Below are 20,009 nucleotides of genomic sequence, written 5' to 3'. Positions count from 1 at the left end.
TTAGGCGTCCGCCTTCACCTTGACCGATTTGATGACGCCGGGATTGGCGGGCGGTTCGCCTTTCGGGATGGCGTCCACATGTTCCATCCCGGACGTGACCTCGCCCCAGGCGGTGTACTGGTTATCCAGATAGGGCACCGCGTCCAGGCAGATGAAGAACTGGGAATCGGCGCTGTTGGGGTCCGCCGCGCGGGCCATCGACATGGTGCCGCGCACATGTTTGACGTCGTTGAATTCGGCCTCGATATTCTGGCCGGAGCCGCCCATGCCGGAGCCTTGCGGGCAACCGCCCTGCGCCACGAAACCGTCGATCACACGGTGGAAGTTCAGGCCGTCATAGAAGCCTTCGCGCACCAGTTCCTTGATGCGGGCCACATGCTTGGGCGCCTTGTCCGGAAACAGGGCGATTTCCACTTCGCCGTCTTCCAGTTCCATGACGAGTGTGTTTTCGGCGTCGGCCATCTAGCTGTCCTCTTTAACGCGTGTGGGGATGGTCAGGTCGCAGACATTTTCCACGTCCTGTTCTTCAACATAGGCTTTGAAAGCGTCGCTTTCGGGCCGGATCACCTGAACCGCGACCTGCTGGTCTTCCGGCAGGCTGGAACCGACGCGCATCGACTGAATGGTGTCGGGGTTTTCCGGCATGTCGCTATCGCCTTCTCCCGCGGTGATGTTCTGGACCACGTCCTGACCGTGCACCACGCGGCCCCAGGCGGTGTATTGCGCGTCCAGCCAGGGCGCTTCGCCGCGCATCAGGTAAAACTGGAAATTGCCGCTATCGGGATTATTGGTGCGCGCCATGGAGGCCGTGCCCTTGCAATGCAACATCCAGACATCGCGCTTGCCATCGGCCGCGACCATAGCTTGCGCCGCGGGCTGATAGCCGACCGGCGCGCCGTGATACACGCCCGCCGGCGCGCGGCCCATGGCGGGCTTGCGCTCATTGACCATGCGCTCGTCCTGCACCTTGACCGGGGTAACCTCCGGGCCAAGGCGGGCCGTGAATTCGGCCGGCAGGTCCGGCTTTCCGGAAAGCCCGCCGCCGGGATTGTTCGTCAGCCCGCCGCCCTGCGCCATGAAGTCGCCGATGACGCGATGGAAGATGCGGCCGTCATAGAAATTCTCAGAGGCCAGCTCTTTCATCCGCGCGGCGTGCTGCGGGGCCAGATCGGGATGAAGCTCCACGATCACCAGGCCGGTCTTGGGCTCGGCCAGCAGCGATTCCATGCCGCTCCCCGCCTTTTGCGCCACAGTGATGTAGAGAAGATTGTCCTGGTCCGGCGTGCGCCAGGCGTCATCGGGCGCATCGATCGGCTGGGCGGAGGCGGTCAGGGCCGCGGCGGCGAAGAGGGAAGCAATCACGAATATTTCTCCAACAGGCGTTTTTCGACCGAAGGCGAGACAAAGGGCGAGACATCCCCGCCCAGACGCGCAATCTCCTTCACCAGACGCGATGCCACGGCCTGATGACGGGGATCGGCCATAAGGAACACGGTTTCGATGTCGTCATTGAGGCGCTGGTTCATCGCCGTCATCTGGAATTCGTATTCGAAGTCCGACACGGCGCGCAGGCCGCGGATGATGACAGAGGCGTCAATCTCTTCGGCATAGTGCATCAGCAGGCCGCGAAAGGGGCGGACCTCGATATCGGCGTCGCCGCAACAGGCCGCGACCTCCGACTGCGCGATCTCCACCCGCTCGTCCATGCTGAACAGCGGGCGCTTTTCCTCATTGGTGGCTATGCCGATGATCAGCTTGTCCACCAGCTTCACCGCCCGGCCGACAATATCGACATGGCCCATGGTGAAGGGGTCAAACGTGCCGGGATAGAGACCGACGCGGGGCTTGCCGCTCATCAGCTTTCCCCCTCGCCGGACGGCGGAGATTCTCCGCCCTCCCCGTCATTTCCATCGGCGGCGTCCGCCGCTTCGTCGCTGTCGCTCTCGGCGATGCGGCGCACGGAGATGACCTTCTCGTCCTTCTTCAACCGCACGATGATGACGCCCTGCGTCGCGCGGCCCGCGATACGGACCGTGTCGGCCGGGGTGCGGATCATCTGCCCGCCATCGGTCATCAACATGACATCGTCGCTGGCCTCGACCGGGAAGGAGGCGTTGAGCCAGTCCTTGCCGCGCAGGCGATGGGCCAGCAGGCCTTTGCCGCCGCGCCCGGTGACCCGGTATTCATAGGCAGAGCTGCGCTTGCCATAGCCGCGGTCGGCGACGGTGAGAATGAATTCCTCCGCCGCGCCCAGTTCGGCAAGGCGCTCGGAGCTGAGCAGCGCCTCTTCGCCCTCCTCCAGATCCGCGTCTTCCGTTTCCTCGCCCGCCGCGCGCCGCATGGCGTTGGCGTGGCGCAGATAGGCGCGGGATTCTTCCGGGGTGACGTCCATGTGACGCAGGATGGCCAGCGAGATCACATAGTCACGCTCGTCATCCATCTTGATGCCGCGCACGCCGGTGGAGGTGCGGCCGGCAAAGACGCGCACGTCCTCCACCCGGAAGCGGATGCAGCGGCCGAACGCGGTGGTCAGCAGGATATCGTCTTCCGGCTTGCAGACCTTCACGCCGACAATGCCGTCGCCCTCGTCCGGCTTCATGGCGATCTTGCCGTTGCGGTTCACCTGCACGAAATCGCTGAGCTTGTTGCGGCGTATCTTGCCCGAGCGGGTGGCGAAGACGACGTCCAGTTCGCCCCAGCTGTCCTCGTCCTCCGGCATCGCCATGACCGAGGATATGGAATCGTCCTGATCCATGCCGCCCAGCACATTGCCGATATATTTGCCGCGGGAGTTCGGCGCGCCCTGCGGCAGGCGCCAGACCTTCTCCTTGAACACCAGGCCAGAGGCGGTGAAGAACAGCACCGGATCGTGCGTGGAGGCGACGAACATGCCGGTGACGACGTCCTCCTCCTTCATCGCCATGCCGGCGCGGCCCTTACCGCCGCGCGCCTGGGTGCGGTAGATCGAAAGCGGGGTGCGCTTGACGTAGCCGCCCTCGGTGATGGTCACCACCATGTCCTCGCGCGCGATCAGGTCCTCGTCCTCGACATCGAGGTCGCCTTCCAGGAACTGGGTCTTGCGCGGCTCGGCGAATTTCTCCTTCACCTCGGTCAGTTCGTCGCGGATGATCTCTATGACGCGGGCCTTGGAGCGCAGGATATCCAGCAGGTCCTGGATCTTGCCCATCAGGCCCTTGGCCTCGTCGTTGATCTCGTCGCGGCCAAGGCCGGTCAGGCGCTGCAGGCGCAGGTCCAGAATGGCTTTCACCTGCTCCAGAGTCAGGCGGATCTCGCCATCCTCGTTCACGATGGAGCGCGGGTCGGCGATCAGCTTGACCAGCGGCCCCATGTCGCGCGCCGGCCAGGTGCGGGACAGAAGGCCCTCGCGCGCGGCCGAGGGGTCCGGCGCGTTGCGGATCAGCTCGATCACCTCGTCAATATTGGCCACCGCCATGGCGAGGCCGACAAGGACATGGGCGCGGTCGCGCGCCTTGGACAGCTCGAACTTGGCGCGGCGGGCGACGACTTCCTTCCGGAAGCGGATGAAGACATCCAGCATGTCGCGGAGCGGCATGACGCGCGGCCGCCCCGAATCCAGCGCCAGCATATTCACGCCGAAGCTCGTCTGCATGGGCGTGAAACGGTAGAGCTGGTTCAGCACCACTTCCGGGGTGGCGTCGCGTTTCAGCTCGATCACCACGCGAATGCCGTCGCGGTCCGACTCGTCACGCATGTCGGCGATGCCCTCGACCCGCTTGTCGCGGACCAGTTCGGCTATCTTTTCGACCAGCGATGCCTTGTTCACCTGATAGGGAACTTCGCTGACGATGATGGCCGTGCGCTGGCCGATCTCTTCAAAATCGGTGCGGGCGCGCATGACGACCGAGCCGCGGCCCGTCATCAGGCCCTTGCGGGCGCCGGAGCGGCCGAGGATATAGCCGCCGGTCGGGAAGTCCGGCCCCGGGACCAGCTCCAGCAGTTCCTCATCCGTGACGTCGTCGCGGTCCAGAAGGGTCAGCGCGGCGTCGCAGACCTCGCCCAGATTGTGCGGCGGGATATTGGTCGCCATGCCGACGGCGATGCCGCCTGCGCCATTGACCAGCATGTTCGGGAAGCGGGACGGAAGGACGGTGGGTTCGCGGTCCTTGCCGTCATAGTTCGGCTGGAAGTCGACCGTGTCCTTGTCGATATCGGCGAGCAGATAGTTCGCCGATTCCGCCATGCGCGCCTCGGTATAGCGCATGGCCGCCGGAGGGTCATTGTCGATGGAGCCGAAATTGCCCTGCCCGTCGATCAGTTTCAGACGCATGGACCAGGGCTGGGCCAGCCGGACCAAAGCGTCATAGATCGCGGAGTCGCCGTGCGGGTGATAGCTACCCATCACGTCACCGACCGTCTTGGCCGACTTGTTGTAGCTCTTGTCGAAAGTCTGGCCGTTCTCGTGCATCGACCACAGGATGCGGCGGTGAACGGGCTTCAGGCCGTCGCGCGCGTCCGGGATGGCGCGGCTGACGATCACGCTCATGGCGTAATCGAGATAGGAGCGGCGCATCTCCTCTTCGATGGCGATGGATTCGACGCCTTCGGGGCGGTCGGACGGCGGGGGAGTATCGTGCGTGTCGGTCACGTCGGTCCGTTAGTCGATTGGACGGGAATTGCTGGAATCATTTTCAGCGGGAACATCGGCAAGGTAGCATCCGTTATAGGGGGTCGCAAAGCTTTGTGGCCGCTCAACACAGGACTTCAGGAGTTCATATGCGCCGTTCAATTCTTCTTCTTTCAGCTGGCATCGCGGCAATCGCCCTTACCGCCTGCCAGGACCAGCAGGACAACACGTCCGACGGGGACCTAAACGCCTCCGACGGGCAACAGGAACAAGGCGTCACGCCGGGCGGCAGTGACGCGGGGTCCAGTGGGGCCTCGAACAAGGAAGCCGCGCTGGCGGGCGACATGGCCGTGGCGCGCGCGGATTTGCAGTTCATCGGCGATCTGCCGGACGCATCCGGCCAGGCCGAGTTTTTCTGGGATGACCGCCGCCTGACCATGCGCGTGGTCGCCGCCGGTCTGCCCGCTGGCGAACACGGCATTCATCTGCACGAAACCGGCGATTGCTCCGCCGCTGACTTCACCAGCGCGGGCGGTCATATCGGCAAGGAGTCCGCCCAGCACGGGATGGATAACCCGGAGGGCCCGGAAGCCGGCGACCTGCACAATCTGATGGTCGCCCCGGACGGCACGGCCGACCAGACGCTGAATACGCGCGTCCTGTTACAGGGCGACATGGGCAAGCGGCCCAAGCTGCTGGATGCGGACGGCTCCGCCGTGGTCATTCACGAAGCGCCCGACGATCACATGACTCAGCCCATTGGCGGTGCCGGCGCGCGAATCGCGTGCGGCGTCATTGAGGGCATCGACGGGGCAGTGAATATCCGCGGCAAGCCGGTGCGCACCGGCGCGGCGGAAACTGACGCGCAATAAGCGCGGTTTTGTCGCCGATTATGCCTTGTCAAAGGGCGGTCCATCCGGGCCGCCCTTTTTCATATCCGGCGCTAAAAGGTCAGGCGGATCGCCATGACGCCATAGGCGAAGGCGGTCAGCGCGCCGCCAATCCAGAACATCCAGTTGCGCCGGGCGCGATGCCGCCGGCCCGCGATGATGGATGCGGGCGGACGCCCTTCCCGCGCGGCGCGTATGGCCAGATGGAACCCGGTCCCCAGCGCCGCGGCGCCCAGAATCCAGGCCAGCTCGCCCAGCACGACCCACAGCTTTGATGCGGTCTGCGGCGCATAATAGGCCAGCACGCCGCCGCTGATCACCGCGATCAACGCCATGGGCGTCCAGACCCAGCGCGCGGCCGAGAACATCGGCTTGGCGGCGAGCCAGGGATCGGGCGACCGGTCCGAGGCCAATGTCAGGAACAACAGGATTCCGCCGCCCCCGGCTAGAAATGCGGCGGAGACGAGATAGATCAGTTCGAGAACATTCAGGAGCGCAGGCATGATTCTGTTCTAACCGCGGGCCGCGCCCGCTGGAAAGAGGGCGTAACTTGCGGGCGGCGCCCGCGGCCGCTTTCATGGACAAAAGCAGATAACGGGAAAATCAAATGATTCAGGATGATACGGCGGCGGAGAGCGCGGCTGAACGCGGCGCGGAACTAAGCGGCGGACTGGATCCCGTACAATTGCTGACCGACACGCTGACCGGCATGGCGGCCGGTTTCATCGAACGCCTGCCCCAGATCGGACTGGCGATCCTGGTCCTCATCATAACCGCCATCGTGTCGGGTCTGATCGGGCGCGCGGCCGGGGCGGGACTGGAAAAAGCCCGGCTGCGGCCCGCGCTGGTCACCCTGTTCAAAAATTTGACGGGCATTTTTGTCTGGGTGGCGGGCATCGCCATCGCCATCGTCATCGTCTTCCCCAGCGTTACGCCGGGCCAGATGGTCGCCGCGCTGGGTCTTGGCTCTCTGGCGGTCGGGTTTGCGTTCAAGGACGTGTTCGAGAATTTCCTGGCCGGTATCCTGATCCTGTTCCGCAAGGAAATGCGGATCGGCGATTTCATCGAGTGCGAGGATGTCCTGGGCAAGGTTGAATCGGTCACGATTCGGGAGACCCATATCCGCCAGCCGGACGGGCAGCTGGTCATCGTTCCCAACGCCATGCTGTTCACTAATCCCGTCTGGGTGCGCACCGACCGCAAGACCCGGCGCGCAGAACTGGTGGTGGGCGTGGATTACGACGCCTCCCTGCCCGCCGCCGCCGACGCCCTGAACAAGGCGCTGGAGAGCTGCGAGAGCATTTCGAAAAGCGAAGGCACGGAAGTGAAATGCATCGCCTTTGGCGGCTCTTCCATCGACTTCAAGCTGCTGTGGTGGGCCGGATCGTCCAACAAGGATCAGCGCGCCTCCTTCGACGAGGTGGCGTTTGCGGTGAAGCGCGAACTGGATGCGGCCGATATCGGAATCCCCTTCCCGCAGGTCACGCTGTCGCAGCGCGAACCCATGGCGCTGGATACGCCGGACAATCTGAGAAAGATCGAAGAGGGCTAGACAGTGAAAGGCCGCCGCGGGGGAGCGCGGCGGCCGATCTGTTTGCCAGTAATTGCACGCCTGTGGACGAACCGACAGGGGTAGGGGGAGGGACGACGGTCCGCCCTGCGTGCAATCACAACTACAAAACGCCGGTTGTCAGGTTTGGTTCCTGAAAAAATATCACGGTTCCGAAGTTTCTGCAGCCGGCGTATCGGACCCGTCCTGTTGCGGCGGCGCTTCGCGGGGGGCGGTGCCGTAAAAAATACCAAGAACGATGATCATCGCAGCCAGCACGACAAGGCCGATCAGGCGGAATGTCCGCGGCCCGGCGGGCCTTCCCGGAACAGAATCTTTGTTGTCTTCGTTCATCGGTCGTCGCCTTTCATTTTGGCGCTATATCGCTGTTTTTATTCAAGCTGCCTGAAGCGAGGATTTCATGCCCCATCTCGAAAAAGACCCTCAGCCGGCCCGGCAAGGCCATAGAGGCGACCACATTTTCATTATCCTGGTGGTCTCCACCCTGCTGGCCTCAGCCGCGCTGTGGGGGCTGTATTCGATCTGGGCCGGCGGCGATGCCGACGAGCCGCAGAACCAGCCAGCCCCGTCCAGCATCGAGACCGATCCGGAACCGGTTGACCCGACCGGGGGTCAGGGAAGCTAGACCGGCGGACGCCCGCGGATCGCGCTGGCGATGCCGCTGACCACCAGAAGGATCAGGAACACAAAGAAGAGGATCTTGGCGATCATGAAACCGGCGCCGGCGACCGCGAAGAAGCCGAAATAACCGGCGACAACCGCCAGAATGAGAAACAGAAGAGCCCAACCAAGCATTTTGTTTTCCTTTCCAAAAAAGAAAAAGGGACGCGGCGTGCCGCGTCCCTTTCTTCATTCCGGTTCTATTCCGGGTGTTTCCAGCCTTCGCCGCCGGTGCGCGCGGCTTCGAACTGGCTGTTGGCCAGATCCCAGTTGAGAAGCTGGTTGACCACGGCGTCCAGATACGCGCCGCGATCATTCTGGCGGTCGAGATAATAGGCGTGTTCCCAGACATCGCAGAGCAGCATCGGAAGCACCGAGTCGTCCTGCGGCAGGATCGCGCCCTCATCATGGGTGTCGCGGATTTCCAGACCGCCGTCGCGATTGGCGACCAGCCACACCCAGCCAGAGGCAAAGTGCCCCGCGCCGGTTGATTTGAACTTCTCCTTGAAGCCGTCCATGCCGCCAAACGCGGAATCGATCGCGCTCTTCAGCGCGTCGGAGGGCTGCGGGGAGCCGCCGGTCAGGGAATTCCAGTAGAAGGTGTGGTTCCAGGCCTGCGAGGCATTGTTGATCAGCCCCTGCTTGCCTTCCTGGCGCGCGGTCCGCACGACCTCTTCCAGCGGCTTGCCTTCCAGGCCCGTGCCGCTGATCGCGTCATTGGTTTTGGTGATGTAGGCGTTGTGATGCTTGTCGTAGTGATAATTCAGCGTGTTGGCCGAAATCGCCGGCTCCAGCGCTGTTTTTTCAAAGGGCAATGGCGGGAGTGAAAAAGCCATAAGAGATAATCTCCGTCGGTTCGTATTCGTGCCGCGTGAACCGGTTTTGGGCGGGCTGCGCGGCGGTCTCTGACATAACGCGGGCCGCTTCGCCGCGTTCCAGAAAAAGGGTGCGGCGTAGCGGTCGCGTTACGGCCATGAAAGACATGGCGACTAGAGCGGTAAAAGTCTAATCCTTGAGCAATCGCGCCAAAGTCGCGCCCAGCGTGGCGCTGCGCAGCAGCAGCGAGGGACGCCGCGCGATCAGGAAAGCCAGCAAACCGGCCCCGGCGATGACGCCGAACGGATGTTTTTCGAACAGCGCCAGCGCGGTGCCGCCCACCGGATTGGTCTTTGCGGGCTTGTGGTCCCGCATCCAGGCGGCATAGGCGGCCGCGATCCCGCAAGCGGCCAGAAAGCCGCCCGCGACAATCAAGGACGCCCAGCCATAACCGATTTCGCCGCCGATCCAGATGGTCGCGGACGCGCCGGCAAATCCCAGCGCGCCAACCAGAAAGATCAGGGCGATTACATAGGCCGCCGCTACGCGAATAAATGCGTTCACTTGCGACCCAGAATGAGCGCCATCAGAAAGCCCACGCCCGCTGCGGTCGCCAGAGCGCCCAGCGGATTTTCCCGGACCTGGCTTTCCAGATCCTGACGGCGCGCGGCGACTTCGTCCTGCGCCGCCTCGCTCCAGGCGCCGACCTTCTTTGAAACTTCCTTGCTTTCATGCTCGGCCAAGGTTTTCACGTCCTTCATCAGCTGGCTGAGATCGCCGCGCAGGGCGTCGATATCTTCCTTCAGCGCGTATTTGTCGTCGGTCTGTTTGGTGGTCGTTGCCATTGAAAAAAACCTCTTCGAGTGAAAAATCCGCGCCGTTAAGCGCGCTTACGCGAATAACCCGCGAAAGCGCGCTTCCGTTCCAAGAAATGGAAAGAAATCAGGCGGCCTTGTCGCGCCGGCGCGGATGGAAGAACAGCGCCTGGCCAATGGCGGCTTTCACCGTCTGGGGCAGGAACGGCTTGGTGATCAGGAAAGCCGGTTCCGGCCGCTCGCCCGTCAGCAGGCGTTCCGGATAAGCGGTGATGAAGATCACCGGCACGTCCATGTCGCCCAGGATCGCTTTCACGGCGTCGACGCCGGAGGAGCCGTCCGCCAGCTGGATATCGGCCAGCACCAGACCCGGCGGGTTGTCCTTGGCGGCCTGAACCGCCTCGTCCCGCGTCGTGGTAATGGCGGTGATATTGTGGCCCAGTTCGCTGACCAGACCCTCAATGTCCATGGCGATGACCGGCTCGTCCTCGATAATCAGGACATTGGTGGCCAGCTCGGCCTCGATCTCGGCCTGCGCCTTGGCGATCATGCGGTCCACCTCGGCTTCCTCGACATCGAGGATCCGCGCGGTCTCCCGCGTGGTGAAGCCCTCCATCGAGGTCAGCAGCAGCGCCTGACGGCTGCGCGGGGCAAGGCTCATCAGCCGGTCTTCCGGGGATTCCTCCAGTTCGGACGGGGTCGGCTGGCTGTCGTCATTGGCGCTGATCCAGATGGCGTGGAACAGGCGGTACAGGGCCACGCGGGGTGGCAGGTCCTGTTCCAGCGACTGATCGCCTTCGACAAGCGCTTCCAGCGAGGCCCGCACATAGGCGTCCCCGCTCTTTTGAGATCCGGTCAGCGCGCGGGCGTAGCGGCGCAGATATGGCAGGTGCGGTCCGAGGCTTTCGGCCATGCTCATGATTGGCATTCTCCCCTGAGAAAAGCTTGAAAGCGCCGCGCCGTCGCCGGCGCCGCGCGATGATCGTCGCACCACACAATGCGCGAGGGTGCAATAAGTTCAATTTTTATTGCAACTCGACGGAACTGTTAGGCAAGTCACGCATTTTAACCGCCGAATGAACCCTGCTCGCCATGGCGATGGCGGCGCAAGCAAAAGCGATATGACCGATTTGATGACTGATCCTGACAAAGGGCCGGACACGGAACACCACGACGTCTCTGCGAATGAAGCCCGGTCCCGCCAGCGCGGGATCGGCCGCCGTTTGCGTCAGATGTATGATGACGTTCTCGATGAAGATGTCCCGGACGACTTCCGCTCGCTCCTGGAACAGATCGACGACCGTAAAACAGCGTCCAAGTCATAAAATGGGTCAGAAACCAGACAAGAAACCCCGCGCCGAGAAAGGCGCGATGGATGACTCGGCCTTCAAGGACGAGCTGGTTCAGCAGATTCCGCATCTGCGGGCCTTCGGCCGAAGCCTGACCGGCAACCGCGAGGCGGCCGACGATCTGGCGCAGGAAGCCCTGGTCAAAGCCTGGAACGCCCGGTCCAGTTATGAGCCCGGCACGAACATGAAGGCCTGGACCTTCATGATCCTGCGCAATCACTTCTATTCCGAAAAACGCCGCGCCTGGCGCCAGGCCGCCTGGGACGAGGAAAAGGCCGAACGCACCCTCACCTCCCCCGCCGGCCAGGACACGGTTCTGGATCTTGAAGATCTGCGCCGCGCCATGAACCACCTGCCCGAAGAACAGCGCGAGGCGCTGGTTCTGGTCGGCGCCGGCGGGTTCGCCTACGAGGAAGCGGCCGAGATTTGCGACTGCGCCGTCGGCACGATCAAGAGCCGGGTGAATCGCGCGCGCAAAGCTCTGGAAGAGATGATGAACGACCGCTCCGGCGCGGCCCGCAAGGGTGAGAAGTCAAGCGGGGCCTCGGATGCGATGAGCAGCATTCTTTCAGAAGCCGATACTTTGGCGCGGCGCGGAAAAAAATCTGGAACTTCGGCGAACAAAAAGTCCGCCTGAGCATTTACTGCCCGTATCACCAAGCCGCATCGAGTAACGAAAGGACTCTCCGATGTATAAACGCTTTATCACCGCCTTTGCCGCGCTTCTGATGGTCGCCGGCATTTCCGCTTGCAACACGATCGCCGGCGCTGGCGAAGACGTCGAGTCCGCTGGCGACTCCGTCGAGGATGCTGCGGAATCTTCCAAGTAAGATCACCGCTCAATCTCATGAAAAAGCCCGGGGCAAACGCCCCGGGCTTTTTTATACGTGACTGCAGTGGCGATCAGGCCGTGTCAGGAATGGCGGCGGCAAATTGCGGCGCCGCCGGGCCTTCGATCACGGCCTTTTCCATGATCGGCAGGTAATTGATCTTGTCCGCCGGAACGCTCACCACGTGCTGCTTCAGTCCCAGCAGGCCAAATCCGCTCTCGATCCGGATGCTTTCCACAGCGCCGTCTTCCGCCACTTCCACGCTGTGAACCCGGCCATAGGCGTCGCCTTGCGCATTCAGCACGCGAACGCCCATCAGACGCGCGGGCGGCATGAATTCGGCGGACAGGCGGGTCGCCGTTTCGGGCTTGGCCTCGCGGTCCATCCGGGCGCGCTCTTTCAGGTCTGACAGCTCGGGACGGGTGATAACCTCGCCCGTCTGGCGGTCGTAATAAAGGTCCGAAACCGGCGCGCGCACGGTCCAGTTGCTCAGATAGTCGCCAAATTCCAGCCAGACCCATTCGGGCGTGCCGCGGTCATCAAAGCTGAGATGATGAATCCGGCCATGGCCGAAACTGTCCGAGGACGTAACGTCGGCGCTCAGGAGCCGCGAAACTTCAATCTGTGCGGCCGGCGCAAAGCGCGCGGATGAGAAATCGAAGGTATGATCGGCGATCGCGTCAGTAGAAGTCTGGTTGATGTGAGCGGGCGCGCCGGCGGCTATCAGCGCGGCGGCGCCAGCCAAGGCTATATACTTGTATTTCATTGTGTGCCCCAGCGAATTAGCGACTTGTATGCTCGCTCTATCAACGCGGGATCACGAAATGTGTTCCTTTAGGGGCGCCGCGCCAATTTTTCGTCACGCACCGCCTCGAAGGCCGCGCCGACCGAATGATAGACGGTCAGCTCAAAGGCTTCGGGCGTTACGCGAATGGCGTTGAAACCGGCGGGAACGCCGCGCGTGCGGGTGGACAGCGCCGTGCCCGCGCCAACCGCCCAGCTGGTCATGTCATGAAACGGAAACCGCTCCGCGAACTCCACATGCAGGTGGCCGGTCAGGACCAGGTCGACCCCGCCCTCCGCCAGTATCCGGGCCGCCGCCTCGCCCCGCCGGGTGCGGGCCGGAAACGGCGCATTGCGCGGGGTGATCAGGGGATGGTGACAGACCACCGCCTTGGCGGCGTCCTTGTGCCCCTGATTGAGCTGGTCGATGACCTCCTGCGCCTCGCGCAGCCGCACCGAACCCAGCGACCAGTCCGGACGCGCCTGAACGCCGCGCGCGGTGTTCAGCGTGTGCATGACCAGCCGGTCATCAAGGAAGGCTTCGGTGCGCGCCCGCGCCAGCCGCTTGCGAAAGCGCGCGAATGGCGCGGTCATGCGGGCAAACATATTCCAGAACGGCGTGTCGTGATTGCCCTCGGCAATGACCACCGGCGCGTCGAGGGCGGCCAGGAACTCCGCCGCGGCCAGGAATTCGCGGCGCTTGCCCTTCTGGGTCAGGTCGCCGCATACCGCCACCGCGTCCGGTGAAATTTCGGCGATGCTCTCGCTCAACGCCTCGACAAGCGCCGGGTCTTCAGAACCGAAATGCAGGTCAGATATCTGTACGATGGTCGCCATGATCAGGCTTCCGCCGGCGCCAGAACCGGGATCGCGTCCTTCAGATAGCGCACGTCGAATTCGCATTTCAGCTTCATCGGCTCGCCATCCAGAACGCCATAGGGATCCTCTTCCTTCAGTTTTACGCGCACCTGCTCGGTGCAGTCGATCGCAACGCCCGGGTCTTCCCGCCAACGCTGGGTCAGGGCGTTGAAGCCCAGCCGCGCCGCCTCGCCCAGATCATGCACGTCGGACGCGATACATTCGAATTTGCGGCCGACATCCTCATCCACCTTCAACTCCATCAGGTGGGACAGGCCGCCCAGCGCCACGACAAGAAGCTCGGCCTCCCGGCCGGGTTCTTCACCATCGACGCCGAACAACACATTCATATGAAAGGCGTCCGCCAGGGCGCGGCGCGCGAAGGACAGCACGCGCGGCAAGGCGTCCAGCCCCGTCTGCCCGCGAAACGCCTCTCGCGCGCGGGTCATGTCAGGCGCGAAACCGAAAGCGGCGGACAGGAAGAACAGCCGGTCATCCGCCTGCCCGGCGTCGATCAGCGCGCGCTGGCCACCCAGCGCGGCGCGCAACGCGTCCGCCGGTCCGCGTTCGCCGTACAGCTTGCGCGGAAGCAGGTTCATCGTGCCCCCCGGCAACGGGATCAGGGGCTTGTCGTGCTTCATCGCAAATTCGGCGGCGCAGCGCGCCGTACCGTCGCCGCCCAGAACGATGACGCCCCCGCACGGACCTTCGAACGCGTCCTTCAGGCCTTCGAGAATATCGTCCGGGTCAAGAAATTTGAGATCGCAAAGCCGGGAATGGGCCGCGTTTTCCAGCATCGCCTGAACATGGGCGGGGCTTTTTTCGCCGACATAGCCGGACGCGCGGTTCACCACGGCGGCAAACTGCGTCTTGCCCGCGTCCGGGGCTGTCACTGTTTCTGATCGGGTCAGGGCGGTCTTTCCTTTCTGAGGCGAAAACAAGGCGGGTCGCTACCTATATAGCGTATCCGGCCGGTTTTTCAGGCGGCCTTGAACGGGCTGCGCGGTCGGAAATCCGGAACGCGCGCATACTAAAGGAGTTCCCCTGCCTTCATGATGCGATATGTCAGAATAACCGTGGCGCTCCTGGCGCTTGCCTGCGGGTTCGTGCTCGCCGTCGGCTTCGTCGTGACGCTGCCGGATGAAGATCTGCCGTGGACCAAGCTGGATCTGAACGATCCCGTCGGCGCATTTACGGAAATGAAGCTGGACGCCCTCTCCCGCAACCCGGACGCCTGTTACGCGCTTCTGGAAGACGCCGGCATGGAATTTTCACCCCTGCCCCCGGTCGAAAGCGGCGATTTCTGCGGCTATGACGACGGCGTCGAAATCGAGAAATCGATCACGCCCTATTCCGCCGCCGTGGTCGCGCGCTGCCCGCTGGCCGCCACGCTTTTCCTGTGGGAGCGCGACGTGGTTCAGGCGGCCGCGCAGGAAATATACGGCCAGAAAGTTTCCCGCATCGGACATTACGGGACCTATGCCTGCCGCCGGGTCTATGGCCGTCCCAACGGGTCGATCAGCGAACACGCCAGCGCCAACGCCATTGATGTCGCCGAATTCCGCCTTGAGGACGGGCGCACAGTCAGCCTGCGTTCAGACTGGACCGGCGAAGATGACGACGCTGCATTCCTGCGCGAGATCAGAAAAGGGTCATGCGATCTTTTCCAGGGCGTCATCAGCCCGGACTATAACAAGGCCCATGAGGACCATTTTCATCTCGACATGGGTCCGTACGACTTTTGCCGGTGATCGATTTGTTCAAGGAACCGGCGCGCGATCCATTCGTTCAAGGCGCAGGGGACAAACGCCCAACCCGAATAATCCTTCAAGGAGGTTTGCTGTGAAATTCAAGCTACTCGCTCTTGGCTCCGCCGCGGTCCTGACCGCCGCCTGCACCACGACCAGCCCGTATACGGGCCAACAGACGCGCAACAACACCGCCACCGGCGCTCTCGCCGGCGCGGGCATTGGCGCGGTTCTGGGTTATCTGACCAACACCAATGACAGCTCCGAAGGCGCGACCAACGCGGCCATCGGCGCGGGCGTTGGCGCGCTGGCCGGCGCGGCGGTCGGCAATTACATGGACCGCCAGCAGGCCCAGCTGGAGCGTGAGCTCGCCGGCACGGGGGTCGAGGTTGACCGCCGCGGCGACGATATCGTCCTGAACATGCCGGGCGACATCACGTTCGCCTTCGACAAGGCGGAAATCGAACCGCAATTCTATCCGGTTCTGAACGACCTTTCGCGCACGCTGGACCAGTATCCGCAGACGACCATCGGCGTTGTCGGTCACACCGACTCGGTGGGTTCGGACTCCTATAATCAGGGCCTGTCCGAGCGCCGCGCCGAATCCGTCGCCGCTTATCTCGTCCGCCAGAACGTGATGGCCGAGCGCATCTATATCGAGGGACAGGGCGAGACCCAGCCCGTCGCCTCCAACGAGACCGAGGAAGGCCGCGCGCGCAACCGCCGCGTCGAAGTCGTCCTTCGTCCGATCACCACGTCGTAAAACGGCGTAAAGACCGGCACGGGAAAGGCGCGGCGGTCATCGCCGCGCCTTTTTCATTTGAAGGCAGCCCTTGTCTCTTTTTGTCGCGCTGTCTTGCCGATATAGGGGGTGGCGTGCTCCGCTTTCCATGCGGATCGCCCACTAGGGGCCGGCTTAGCTCAGATGGTAGAGCAGCGGTTTTGTAAACCGAAGGTCGCGGGTTCGATTCCTGCAGCCGGCACCATTTCCCTTACCTCAAAACCGGATCCAGTAGGCGGCGAAGATGGCGCGCTCGCGGATGATGTTTTCGCCCGCGAGCGTCGCCAGCCCGCCGAGTTGGACCGCGCGGCGGTCTGTGAGCCAGTAGACGGCGCTGAGCTGGCCGCGGGCGCTCATATAGTCGCGGTTGAGGCCCTTCGACTTGTCACTGGCCAGGAAGAAGCCCTGCCCCATCGCGGTGAGCCTGTCCGTGACCTTGTAGCCCAGCGTCAGATCCAGCCGCTGCTCGTTCCCGAAATCGCCGCCGCGCCAGCGATAACCGGCCTGAGCGTCTATGAAGCCGTCACGGCCTCGCCACTTGAACGAATGGCCGGCCAGAAGCCGCGCCTCGTAGTCGGTTTCGCCTTCGCCGAAAAAGATGTCCGTGACGTTCTCGCCCGCGCCCGGCAGGATGACAGTCGCTTGTGCTGAAACCACGGTCTGGTCGTTCCGCCACAACGCATGGCGCAGGCCCACTTCGCTGGCCGCCAGACCGCGCGCCGTATCCCGCCCGCTTTCGATTTCCAGATAGACGTCCTGCAGCGCCAGCCGCGTCACCGCGGTCAGGGTGTCGGTCAGACCATATTCGCCGAACAGCGAAAGCTCGTGTTTTTCAAAATCGACCGGATAGACCGCGTCGCCGTCCGGGTCGAAGGAGCGGTCGGCGTAATCATAGAGCTGGGTCAGAATCAGCTGGTCCTCGCCCTTCTTGAAATTCCACGCCGACGCGTTTGCGGCGGCCGGAGCCGCCGCAATCAGAGCCAGTCCCGCAAGCGCAGGGGCTAGACGTCGAAGCCCGGAGATTCGCGCCTCACGCGGTCCAGAAGCGCCGCCCAAGCGATCTCCAGGAAGAACTCGTTGAGGATGCCTTCCTCGCCCTGTTTAAAGACCTTGTCCTGCATCCCCTTGTCCCACTGGACCAGCTCGGCCCCGCCGGACTGGGCCATCGTCTGGATCTTGCAAGCGCGCTCCAGGATGTAGATGCGCAAATACGCCTGGAACGGGTGCGAGCCGACCGACAGCGTGCCGTGATTGCGCAGGATCATGGTGTTCTTTTCGCCCAGATCGGCCACCAGACGCGCCTTCTCGTCCTCGACCAGCGCCAGCCCCTCGTAATCGTGGTAGCTGACATCGCTCATGATGTTCATGGCGAGCTGGGAAATCGGCAGAAGGCCGTCCTTCTGCGCGGCCACGGCCACGCCCGCATCGCTGTGCAAATGCAGGGCGACATGCACGTCCTCGCGCGCCGCATGGATCGCAGAGTGGATGGTGAAGCCGGCGGGGTTGATGCCGTATTTCGAGGGCGGCAGGACATTGCCCTCCAGATCCACCTTCACGAGGTTGGAGGCCGTCACGTCCTCATAAAGCAGGCCGAACGGGTTGAGGAGGAAATGCTCCTCCGGTCCCGGCACGCGCATGGAAATATGGGTGAAGAACAGATCGTCCCAGCCATGCATCCGCACCAGCCGGTAAAGGGCGGCGAGGTCCACCCGCGCCTTCCATTCCTCTTCGCTGACCTGTTCGCGTACCGGTGTTTCGTCGTTCTCAGCGGCGAGCGCCATCTCTCATCTCCCTATCCCTTCTAGGACTTGCGCCAAGAATGCGCGCCGGGACGCGGGCCGTCAAACGTAACGCGCCAGACGAAGCCCCCCGAACTGCCACGACATGTGGGGATAGAAGAAGTTACGATAGGTGCGCCGCGCATGGCCGGCCGGCGTGGCGCAGCAGCCGCCGCGCATCACGTACTGCCCGCACATGAACTTGCCGTTGTACTCGCCTGCCGCGCCCTCGAACGGTTCGAAGCCGGGATAGGCGGAATAGGCGCTGCGGGTCCATTCCCACACCCCGCCGGATAGCGCGCGCAGGCCCTGCCCCGCTTCCACCGGGCGGGGATGGGCGGACTGGCCCGGCGTCATGTAATCGCCGTTCGCGGGATCGAAGCCTTCGGCCGCGGCTTCCCACTGCGCCTCGGTCGGCAGGTTGGCGCCCGCCCATTCGGCATAGGCTTCGGCCTCGAAATAGGTCAGGTGGCAGACCGGCGCGTCCGGGTCCTGCGTCTCCAGCCCGTGCAGGGTAAAGACGCCGTCTTCCCGCCAGTACATGGGCGCCTTTGCCCCGGTCTCGTTCACCCAGGCCCAGCCATCGGCCAGCCAGAGAGTTGCGGTGTCGTAGCCGCCATCGGCGATGAATTCGGCGAAGTCGGCGTTGGTGACCGGACGGTCGGCCATTTCGAACGGCTCCAGCCATTCCTTGTGGCGGGGCTGTTCATTGTCGAAGGAAAACCCGCTGGCGCCGGCGCCGGATTCGATCAGGCCGCCCTCATGTCCGATCCAGCCCATCGGCCCCGCCTCGCCCGCCGCGGCGAGCTTCTTCGGATAGGCCGCCGGGGCCAGCGGATTGCGGGAGAGGACGTGCTTTATATCCATCAGCATCAATTCCTGATGCTGCTGTTCATGCGCCATGCCCAGCTCGATAATCCCGGCCACCTTGGCGAAATCGGCGCCGGACGCGCGGGACAGGTAACGGTCCAGCGCGTCATCGACGTGGCGGCGATAGTCGCGCACCCGGTCCAGCGCCGGACGGCTGATCATGCCGCGCTTGTCGCGCGCCAGACGCTCGCCGACCTGTTCGTAATAGGAATTGAACAGGAAATCGAAATCGCCGTCGAAGACCGTATATCCGGCGGCGTGGGGTCCCAGCAGGAACGTCTCCCAGAACCAGGTCGTATGCGCCAGATGCCACTTGGTCGGGCTGGCGTCCGTCATGGATTGCACCAGCTGGTCCTCGGGCGACAGCGGTTGCGCAATCGCCAGCGTTGCGGCGCGGGTCCGGCCCAATTCGCCCGTTATGCGCGCACGCTCCGAGTCGGGATCGTATTGTTCCGCTAAGCTCATGGAATCATTTCCTGCTATGGCTTTCGCAGTCTTTACGGTCGGGCAACCATATCGGGCGCAGCCTGACCTCGCGAATCAGTTCGCTGTGAAGGTATTTGATGTCCGAGCGCCTGCCCGTCGACACTAGGGAGCTCCTTAAGCTCGCTGAATCCAGAGAGGCCGGTTGCCATGACCGCCTGCTTCTGGGGCTGGCGGAACTGTGCGCGTTGCGTCCGTTTGGTCAAGGCGAAACCGGTGAAACTGCGGCTGATGTTCTTATAACGCTTACACGCCGCGCAGAGTTGCGTATCCGTGCGCAGCTGGCCGAGCGTCTGGCCGAAGTGCCCTGGGCCCCGCACGACCTGATCGTGTTCCTGGCCTATGACGATATCGAGGCGGCGGAGCCGGTGCTGACCGGCAGCCCCGTCCTGACCGAAGAAGACCTGATCGACATCGTGCAGAAGCTGGGCGAGGCGCATCAGCGCTGCATCGCCCGCCGTCCCGGCATCACCGGGCCGGTGTGCGAAGCCATCGCCGAGCACGCTGAAATCCGCGTTCTGCCCGTCCTGCTGGAAAACGAGACGGCGGAGATCACGGAAAGCGTGCTGCGCCGGTGCGTCAGCGCGGCGCAGCGGCACCGGCCGCTCTGGACGCCGCTGGTCTGGCGCAAGGATCTGCCCCTGCCCATCGCCGGGATTGCCTATCAGGCTGTCGGCGACTCCCTGAAATCGGAATTGCGGGATCGTTTCTCGGACGCGCCTGACGCGCTGGACGACGCCATAGAGGAAGCGGCCTCCTGCGCCGCCTATGAAGAGGCGCAGGAAACCGACGCCTTGCGGCCCATCGCCGCGCGCCTGGTCGAAAAACTGGAAGCCTCGGGCCGGCTGACGCCCGGCTTTGCCATCAAGAGCCTGCGGCAAGGCAAGCTGGACCTGTTCGAACACGCCATCGCGCGGCTGGCCGGCGCGTCATCGGTCGTGGTGCAATCCGCCATAGAGCGCCGGCAAGCGAAGGGCCTTGCGCTGGCCTGCCGGGCCGCGGGAATCGACCGCTCCGTCTTTCCGTCCATCCACGCCAGCTTCCTTGAACGCCGCCGCCTGAGCGATGCTCTGGAAGGCGGCGTCCTGAATGAATGCGCCGAGGTTTTCCGCGACCTTTCGCCGGAAGCCGCATCCGCGGCCTTGCGCCAGATGGGCGCGAACGCTTGAGTG

26 protein-coding genes and 1 tRNA gene are annotated in these 20,009 nt (G+C 63.5%); 10 read left to right on the top strand and 17 right to left on the bottom strand.

Going from position 1 to position 20,009, the window contains the following annotated elements:
- The 4 genes from L338_RS08105 to gyrA are packed head-to-tail and all read right to left on the bottom strand — an operon-like array spanning window position 1 to window position 4,627.
- Entirely contained in the window at window positions 1-462 is a 462-nt protein-coding gene (locus L338_RS08105; protein WP_022697870.1) for a peptidylprolyl isomerase, read from the bottom strand.
- The gene (locus tag L338_RS08100; RefSeq protein WP_022697869.1) at window positions 463-1,362 is read right to left on the bottom strand and encodes a peptidylprolyl isomerase; all 900 of its coding nucleotides are present in this window, start codon (window positions 1,360-1,362) and stop codon (window positions 463-465) included. It abuts the gene before it with no gap.
- Window positions 1,359-1,856, bottom strand: coding sequence for a pantetheine-phosphate adenylyltransferase (gene coaD / locus L338_RS08095; RefSeq protein ID WP_022697868.1), 498 nt, complete (start codon window positions 1,854-1,856; stop codon window positions 1,359-1,361). The genes L338_RS08100 and coaD overlap by 4 nt, the downstream gene beginning before the upstream one ends.
- Window positions 1,856-4,627, bottom strand: coding sequence for a DNA gyrase subunit A (gene gyrA, locus L338_RS08090; protein ID WP_022697867.1), 2,772 nt, complete (start codon window positions 4,625-4,627; stop codon window positions 1,856-1,858). The genes coaD and gyrA overlap by 1 nt, the downstream gene beginning before the upstream one ends.
- A 128-nt stretch (window positions 4,628-4,755) precedes the next feature.
- Here gyrA and L338_RS16480 point away from each other — a divergent pair, with 128 nt between their 5' ends.
- On the top strand, window positions 4,756-5,478 hold the full coding sequence (locus L338_RS16480; RefSeq protein ID WP_022697866.1) for a superoxide dismutase family protein: 723 nt from the start codon (window positions 4,756-4,758) through the stop codon (window positions 5,476-5,478).
- A gap of 71 nt (window positions 5,479-5,549) precedes the next feature.
- Here L338_RS16480 and L338_RS08080 read toward each other — a convergent pair whose 3' ends face one another.
- On the bottom strand, window positions 5,550-5,999 hold the full coding sequence (locus L338_RS08080) for a hypothetical protein (RefSeq protein ID WP_022697865.1): 450 nt from the start codon (window positions 5,997-5,999) through the stop codon (window positions 5,550-5,552).
- Between the two features lie 104 nt (window positions 6,000-6,103).
- Here L338_RS08080 and L338_RS08075 point away from each other — a divergent pair, with 104 nt between their 5' ends.
- A complete protein-coding gene (locus L338_RS08075; protein WP_022697864.1) occupies window positions 6,104-7,048 on the top strand; it encodes a mechanosensitive ion channel family protein in 945 nt (314 codons plus the stop codon).
- Window positions 7,049-7,210: 162 nt separating this feature from the next.
- On the opposite strand, the gene L338_RS08070 is transcribed toward L338_RS08075, so the two are convergent.
- Window positions 7,211-7,399 carry a hypothetical protein gene (locus L338_RS08070; RefSeq protein ID WP_022697863.1) on the bottom strand — a complete coding sequence of 63 codons (189 nt, stop codon included), beginning with the start codon at window positions 7,397-7,399 and terminating at the stop codon, window positions 7,211-7,213.
- Between the two features lie 67 nt (window positions 7,400-7,466).
- Between L338_RS08070 and L338_RS08065 the strand changes: the two genes are divergently transcribed.
- On the top strand, window positions 7,467-7,691 hold the full coding sequence (locus L338_RS08065; RefSeq protein ID WP_022697862.1) for a hypothetical protein: 225 nt from the start codon (window positions 7,467-7,469) through the stop codon (window positions 7,689-7,691).
- Here L338_RS08065 and L338_RS17005 read toward each other — a convergent pair.
- The 5 genes from L338_RS17005 to L338_RS08035 form a co-directional block, all read right to left on the bottom strand.
- On the bottom strand, window positions 7,688-7,861 hold the full coding sequence (locus tag L338_RS17005) for a DUF1328 domain-containing protein (protein ID WP_022697861.1): 174 nt from the start codon (window positions 7,859-7,861) through the stop codon (window positions 7,688-7,690). The two genes, L338_RS08065 and L338_RS17005, sit on opposite strands and share 4 nt — an antisense overlap.
- Before the next feature lie 65 nt (window positions 7,862-7,926).
- Window positions 7,927-8,562 carry a superoxide dismutase gene (locus tag L338_RS08055; RefSeq protein WP_022697860.1) on the bottom strand — a complete coding sequence of 212 codons (636 nt, stop codon included), beginning with the start codon at window positions 8,560-8,562 and terminating at the stop codon, window positions 7,927-7,929.
- Window positions 8,563-8,731: 169 nt separating this feature from the next.
- Window positions 8,732-9,106 carry a hypothetical protein gene (locus L338_RS08045; RefSeq protein WP_022697858.1) on the bottom strand — a complete coding sequence of 125 codons (375 nt, stop codon included), beginning with the start codon at window positions 9,104-9,106 and terminating at the stop codon, window positions 8,732-8,734.
- Window positions 9,103-9,387 (bottom strand): ElaB/YgaM/YqjD family protein, encoded by a 285-nt coding sequence (locus L338_RS08040; protein WP_022697857.1) that lies wholly within the window; start codon window positions 9,385-9,387, stop codon window positions 9,103-9,105. Before L338_RS08040 ends, L338_RS08045 begins: the two co-directional genes overlap by 4 nt.
- Before the next feature lie 97 nt (window positions 9,388-9,484).
- Window positions 9,485-10,276 carry a response regulator gene (locus L338_RS08035; RefSeq protein ID WP_022697856.1) on the bottom strand — a complete coding sequence of 264 codons (792 nt, stop codon included), beginning with the start codon at window positions 10,274-10,276 and terminating at the stop codon, window positions 9,485-9,487.
- Window positions 10,277-10,478: 202 nt separating this feature from the next.
- Here L338_RS08035 and L338_RS08030 point away from each other — a divergent pair, with 202 nt between their 5' ends.
- From L338_RS08030 to L338_RS17000, 3 genes are read left to right on the top strand one after another with little or no spacing between them, the layout of a single operon-like run.
- Window positions 10,479-10,682, top strand: coding sequence for a NepR family anti-sigma factor (locus L338_RS08030; RefSeq protein ID WP_206740807.1), 204 nt, complete (start codon window positions 10,479-10,481; stop codon window positions 10,680-10,682).
- 1 nt (window position 10,683) lies between these two features.
- Window positions 10,684-11,343 (top strand): sigma-70 family RNA polymerase sigma factor, encoded by a 660-nt coding sequence (locus tag L338_RS08025; RefSeq protein ID WP_022697854.1) that lies wholly within the window; start codon window positions 10,684-10,686, stop codon window positions 11,341-11,343.
- Window positions 11,344-11,395: 52 nt separating this feature from the next.
- Entirely contained in the window at window positions 11,396-11,536 is a 141-nt protein-coding gene (locus L338_RS17000) for an entericidin A/B family lipoprotein (RefSeq protein ID WP_022697853.1), read from the top strand.
- 73 nt (window positions 11,537-11,609) lie between these two features.
- Here the strand turns inward: L338_RS17000 and L338_RS08020 are convergent, their stop codons facing one another.
- The 3 genes from L338_RS08020 to L338_RS08010 form a co-directional block, all read right to left on the bottom strand.
- A complete protein-coding gene (locus L338_RS08020; protein ID WP_022697852.1) occupies window positions 11,610-12,302 on the bottom strand; it encodes a hypothetical protein in 693 nt (230 codons plus the stop codon).
- 68 nt (window positions 12,303-12,370) lie between these two features.
- On the bottom strand, window positions 12,371-13,156 hold the full coding sequence (locus tag L338_RS08015) for a metallophosphoesterase family protein (protein ID WP_022697851.1): 786 nt from the start codon (window positions 13,154-13,156) through the stop codon (window positions 12,371-12,373).
- A gap of 2 nt (window positions 13,157-13,158) precedes the next feature.
- Window positions 13,159-14,070, bottom strand: a complete 912-nt coding sequence (locus L338_RS08010) for a diacylglycerol/lipid kinase family protein (protein ID WP_022697850.1) — start codon at window positions 14,068-14,070, stop codon at window positions 13,159-13,161.
- A gap of 159 nt (window positions 14,071-14,229) precedes the next feature.
- On the opposite strand from L338_RS08010, the gene L338_RS08005 reads away from it, so the two are divergent.
- The 3 genes from L338_RS08005 (at window position 14,230) to L338_RS07995 (ending at window position 15,911) form a co-directional block, all read left to right on the top strand.
- Window positions 14,230-14,928 (top strand): extensin-like domain-containing protein, encoded by a 699-nt coding sequence (locus L338_RS08005; RefSeq protein ID WP_022697849.1) that lies wholly within the window; start codon window positions 14,230-14,232, stop codon window positions 14,926-14,928.
- A gap of 91 nt (window positions 14,929-15,019) precedes the next feature.
- Window positions 15,020-15,688, top strand: coding sequence for a YiaD family glycine zipper/OmpA-like lipoprotein (locus L338_RS08000; protein WP_022697848.1), 669 nt, complete (start codon window positions 15,020-15,022; stop codon window positions 15,686-15,688).
- 147 nt (window positions 15,689-15,835) lie between these two features.
- A tRNA-Thr gene (locus tag L338_RS07995) sits at window positions 15,836-15,911 on the top strand.
- A gap of 11 nt (window positions 15,912-15,922) precedes the next feature.
- On the opposite strand, the gene L338_RS07990 is transcribed toward L338_RS07995, so the two are convergent.
- From L338_RS07990 to egtB, 3 genes are read right to left on the bottom strand one after another with little or no spacing between them, the layout of a single operon-like run.
- A complete protein-coding gene (locus tag L338_RS07990) occupies window positions 15,923-16,762 on the bottom strand; it encodes a transporter (RefSeq protein WP_022697847.1) in 840 nt (279 codons plus the stop codon).
- Entirely contained in the window at window positions 16,708-17,487 is a 780-nt protein-coding gene (locus L338_RS07985; protein WP_022697846.1) for a class II aldolase/adducin family protein, read from the bottom strand. The genes L338_RS07990 and L338_RS07985 overlap by 55 nt, the downstream gene beginning before the upstream one ends.
- Window positions 17,488-17,547: 60 nt before the next feature.
- Entirely contained in the window at window positions 17,548-18,819 is a 1,272-nt protein-coding gene (gene egtB, locus L338_RS07980; protein ID WP_081639536.1) for an ergothioneine biosynthesis protein EgtB, read from the bottom strand.
- Between the two features lie 98 nt (window positions 18,820-18,917).
- Between egtB and L338_RS07975 the strand changes: the two genes are divergently transcribed.
- On the top strand, window positions 18,918-20,006 hold the full coding sequence (locus L338_RS07975; protein WP_081639535.1) for a DUF2336 domain-containing protein: 1,089 nt from the start codon (window positions 18,918-18,920) through the stop codon (window positions 20,004-20,006).
- The last annotated feature ends 3 nt before the right edge of the window (window positions 20,007-20,009 follow it).

It is taken from the genome of Euryhalocaulis caribicus (genome assembly GCF_000412185.1).
Classification (GTDB): Bacteria; Pseudomonadota; Alphaproteobacteria; order Caulobacterales; family Maricaulaceae; genus Euryhalocaulis; species Euryhalocaulis caribicus.
Note: the sequence above shows the minus strand (reverse complement) of the source record. Positions and strands in the feature narration are given on the sequence as shown.

Excerpts from the sequence above, each read along its gene's own strand:
- L338_RS08105 (WP_022697870.1), bottom strand. The coding sequence starts at position 462 with ATGGCCGACGCCGAAAACACACTCGTCATGGAACTGGAAGACGGCGAA.
- coaD (WP_022697868.1), bottom strand. The coding sequence starts at position 1,856 with ATGAGCGGCAAGCCCCGCGTCGGTCTCTATCCCGGCACGTTTGACCCC.
- L338_RS16480 (WP_022697866.1), top strand. The coding sequence starts at position 4,756 with ATGCGCCGTTCAATTCTTCTTCTTTCAGCTGGCATCGCGGCAATCGCC.
- L338_RS08080 (WP_022697865.1), bottom strand. The coding sequence starts at position 5,999 with ATGCCTGCGCTCCTGAATGTTCTCGAACTGATCTATCTCGTCTCCGCC.
- L338_RS08075 (WP_022697864.1), top strand. The coding sequence starts at position 6,104 with ATGATTCAGGATGATACGGCGGCGGAGAGCGCGGCTGAACGCGGCGCG.
- L338_RS08070 (WP_022697863.1), bottom strand. The coding sequence starts at position 7,399 with ATGAACGAAGACAACAAAGATTCTGTTCCGGGAAGGCCCGCCGGGCCG.
- L338_RS08065 (WP_022697862.1), top strand. The coding sequence starts at position 7,467 with ATGCCCCATCTCGAAAAAGACCCTCAGCCGGCCCGGCAAGGCCATAGA.
- L338_RS17005 (WP_022697861.1), bottom strand. The coding sequence starts at position 7,861 with ATGCTTGGTTGGGCTCTTCTGTTTCTCATTCTGGCGGTTGTCGCCGGT.
- L338_RS08055 (WP_022697860.1), bottom strand. The coding sequence starts at position 8,562 with ATGGCTTTTTCACTCCCGCCATTGCCCTTTGAAAAAACAGCGCTGGAG.
- L338_RS08040 (WP_022697857.1), bottom strand. The coding sequence starts at position 9,387 with ATGGCAACGACCACCAAACAGACCGACGACAAATACGCGCTGAAGGAA.
- L338_RS08035 (WP_022697856.1), bottom strand. The coding sequence starts at position 10,276 with ATGAGCATGGCCGAAAGCCTCGGACCGCACCTGCCATATCTGCGCCGC.
- L338_RS08030 (WP_206740807.1), top strand. The coding sequence starts at position 10,479 with ATGACCGATTTGATGACTGATCCTGACAAAGGGCCGGACACGGAACAC.
- L338_RS08025 (WP_022697854.1), top strand. The coding sequence starts at position 10,684 with ATGGGTCAGAAACCAGACAAGAAACCCCGCGCCGAGAAAGGCGCGATG.
- L338_RS17000 (WP_022697853.1), top strand. The coding sequence starts at position 11,396 with ATGTATAAACGCTTTATCACCGCCTTTGCCGCGCTTCTGATGGTCGCC.
- L338_RS08020 (WP_022697852.1), bottom strand. The coding sequence starts at position 12,302 with ATGAAATACAAGTATATAGCCTTGGCTGGCGCCGCCGCGCTGATAGCC.
- L338_RS08015 (WP_022697851.1), bottom strand. The coding sequence starts at position 13,156 with ATGGCGACCATCGTACAGATATCTGACCTGCATTTCGGTTCTGAAGAC.
- L338_RS08005 (WP_022697849.1), top strand. The coding sequence starts at position 14,230 with ATGATGCGATATGTCAGAATAACCGTGGCGCTCCTGGCGCTTGCCTGC.
- L338_RS07985 (WP_022697846.1), bottom strand. The coding sequence starts at position 17,487 with ATGGCGCTCGCCGCTGAGAACGACGAAACACCGGTACGCGAACAGGTC.
- egtB (WP_081639536.1), bottom strand. The coding sequence starts at position 18,819 with ATGAGCTTAGCGGAACAATACGATCCCGACTCGGAGCGTGCGCGCATA.
- L338_RS07975 (WP_081639535.1), top strand. The coding sequence starts at position 18,918 with ATGTCCGAGCGCCTGCCCGTCGACACTAGGGAGCTCCTTAAGCTCGCT.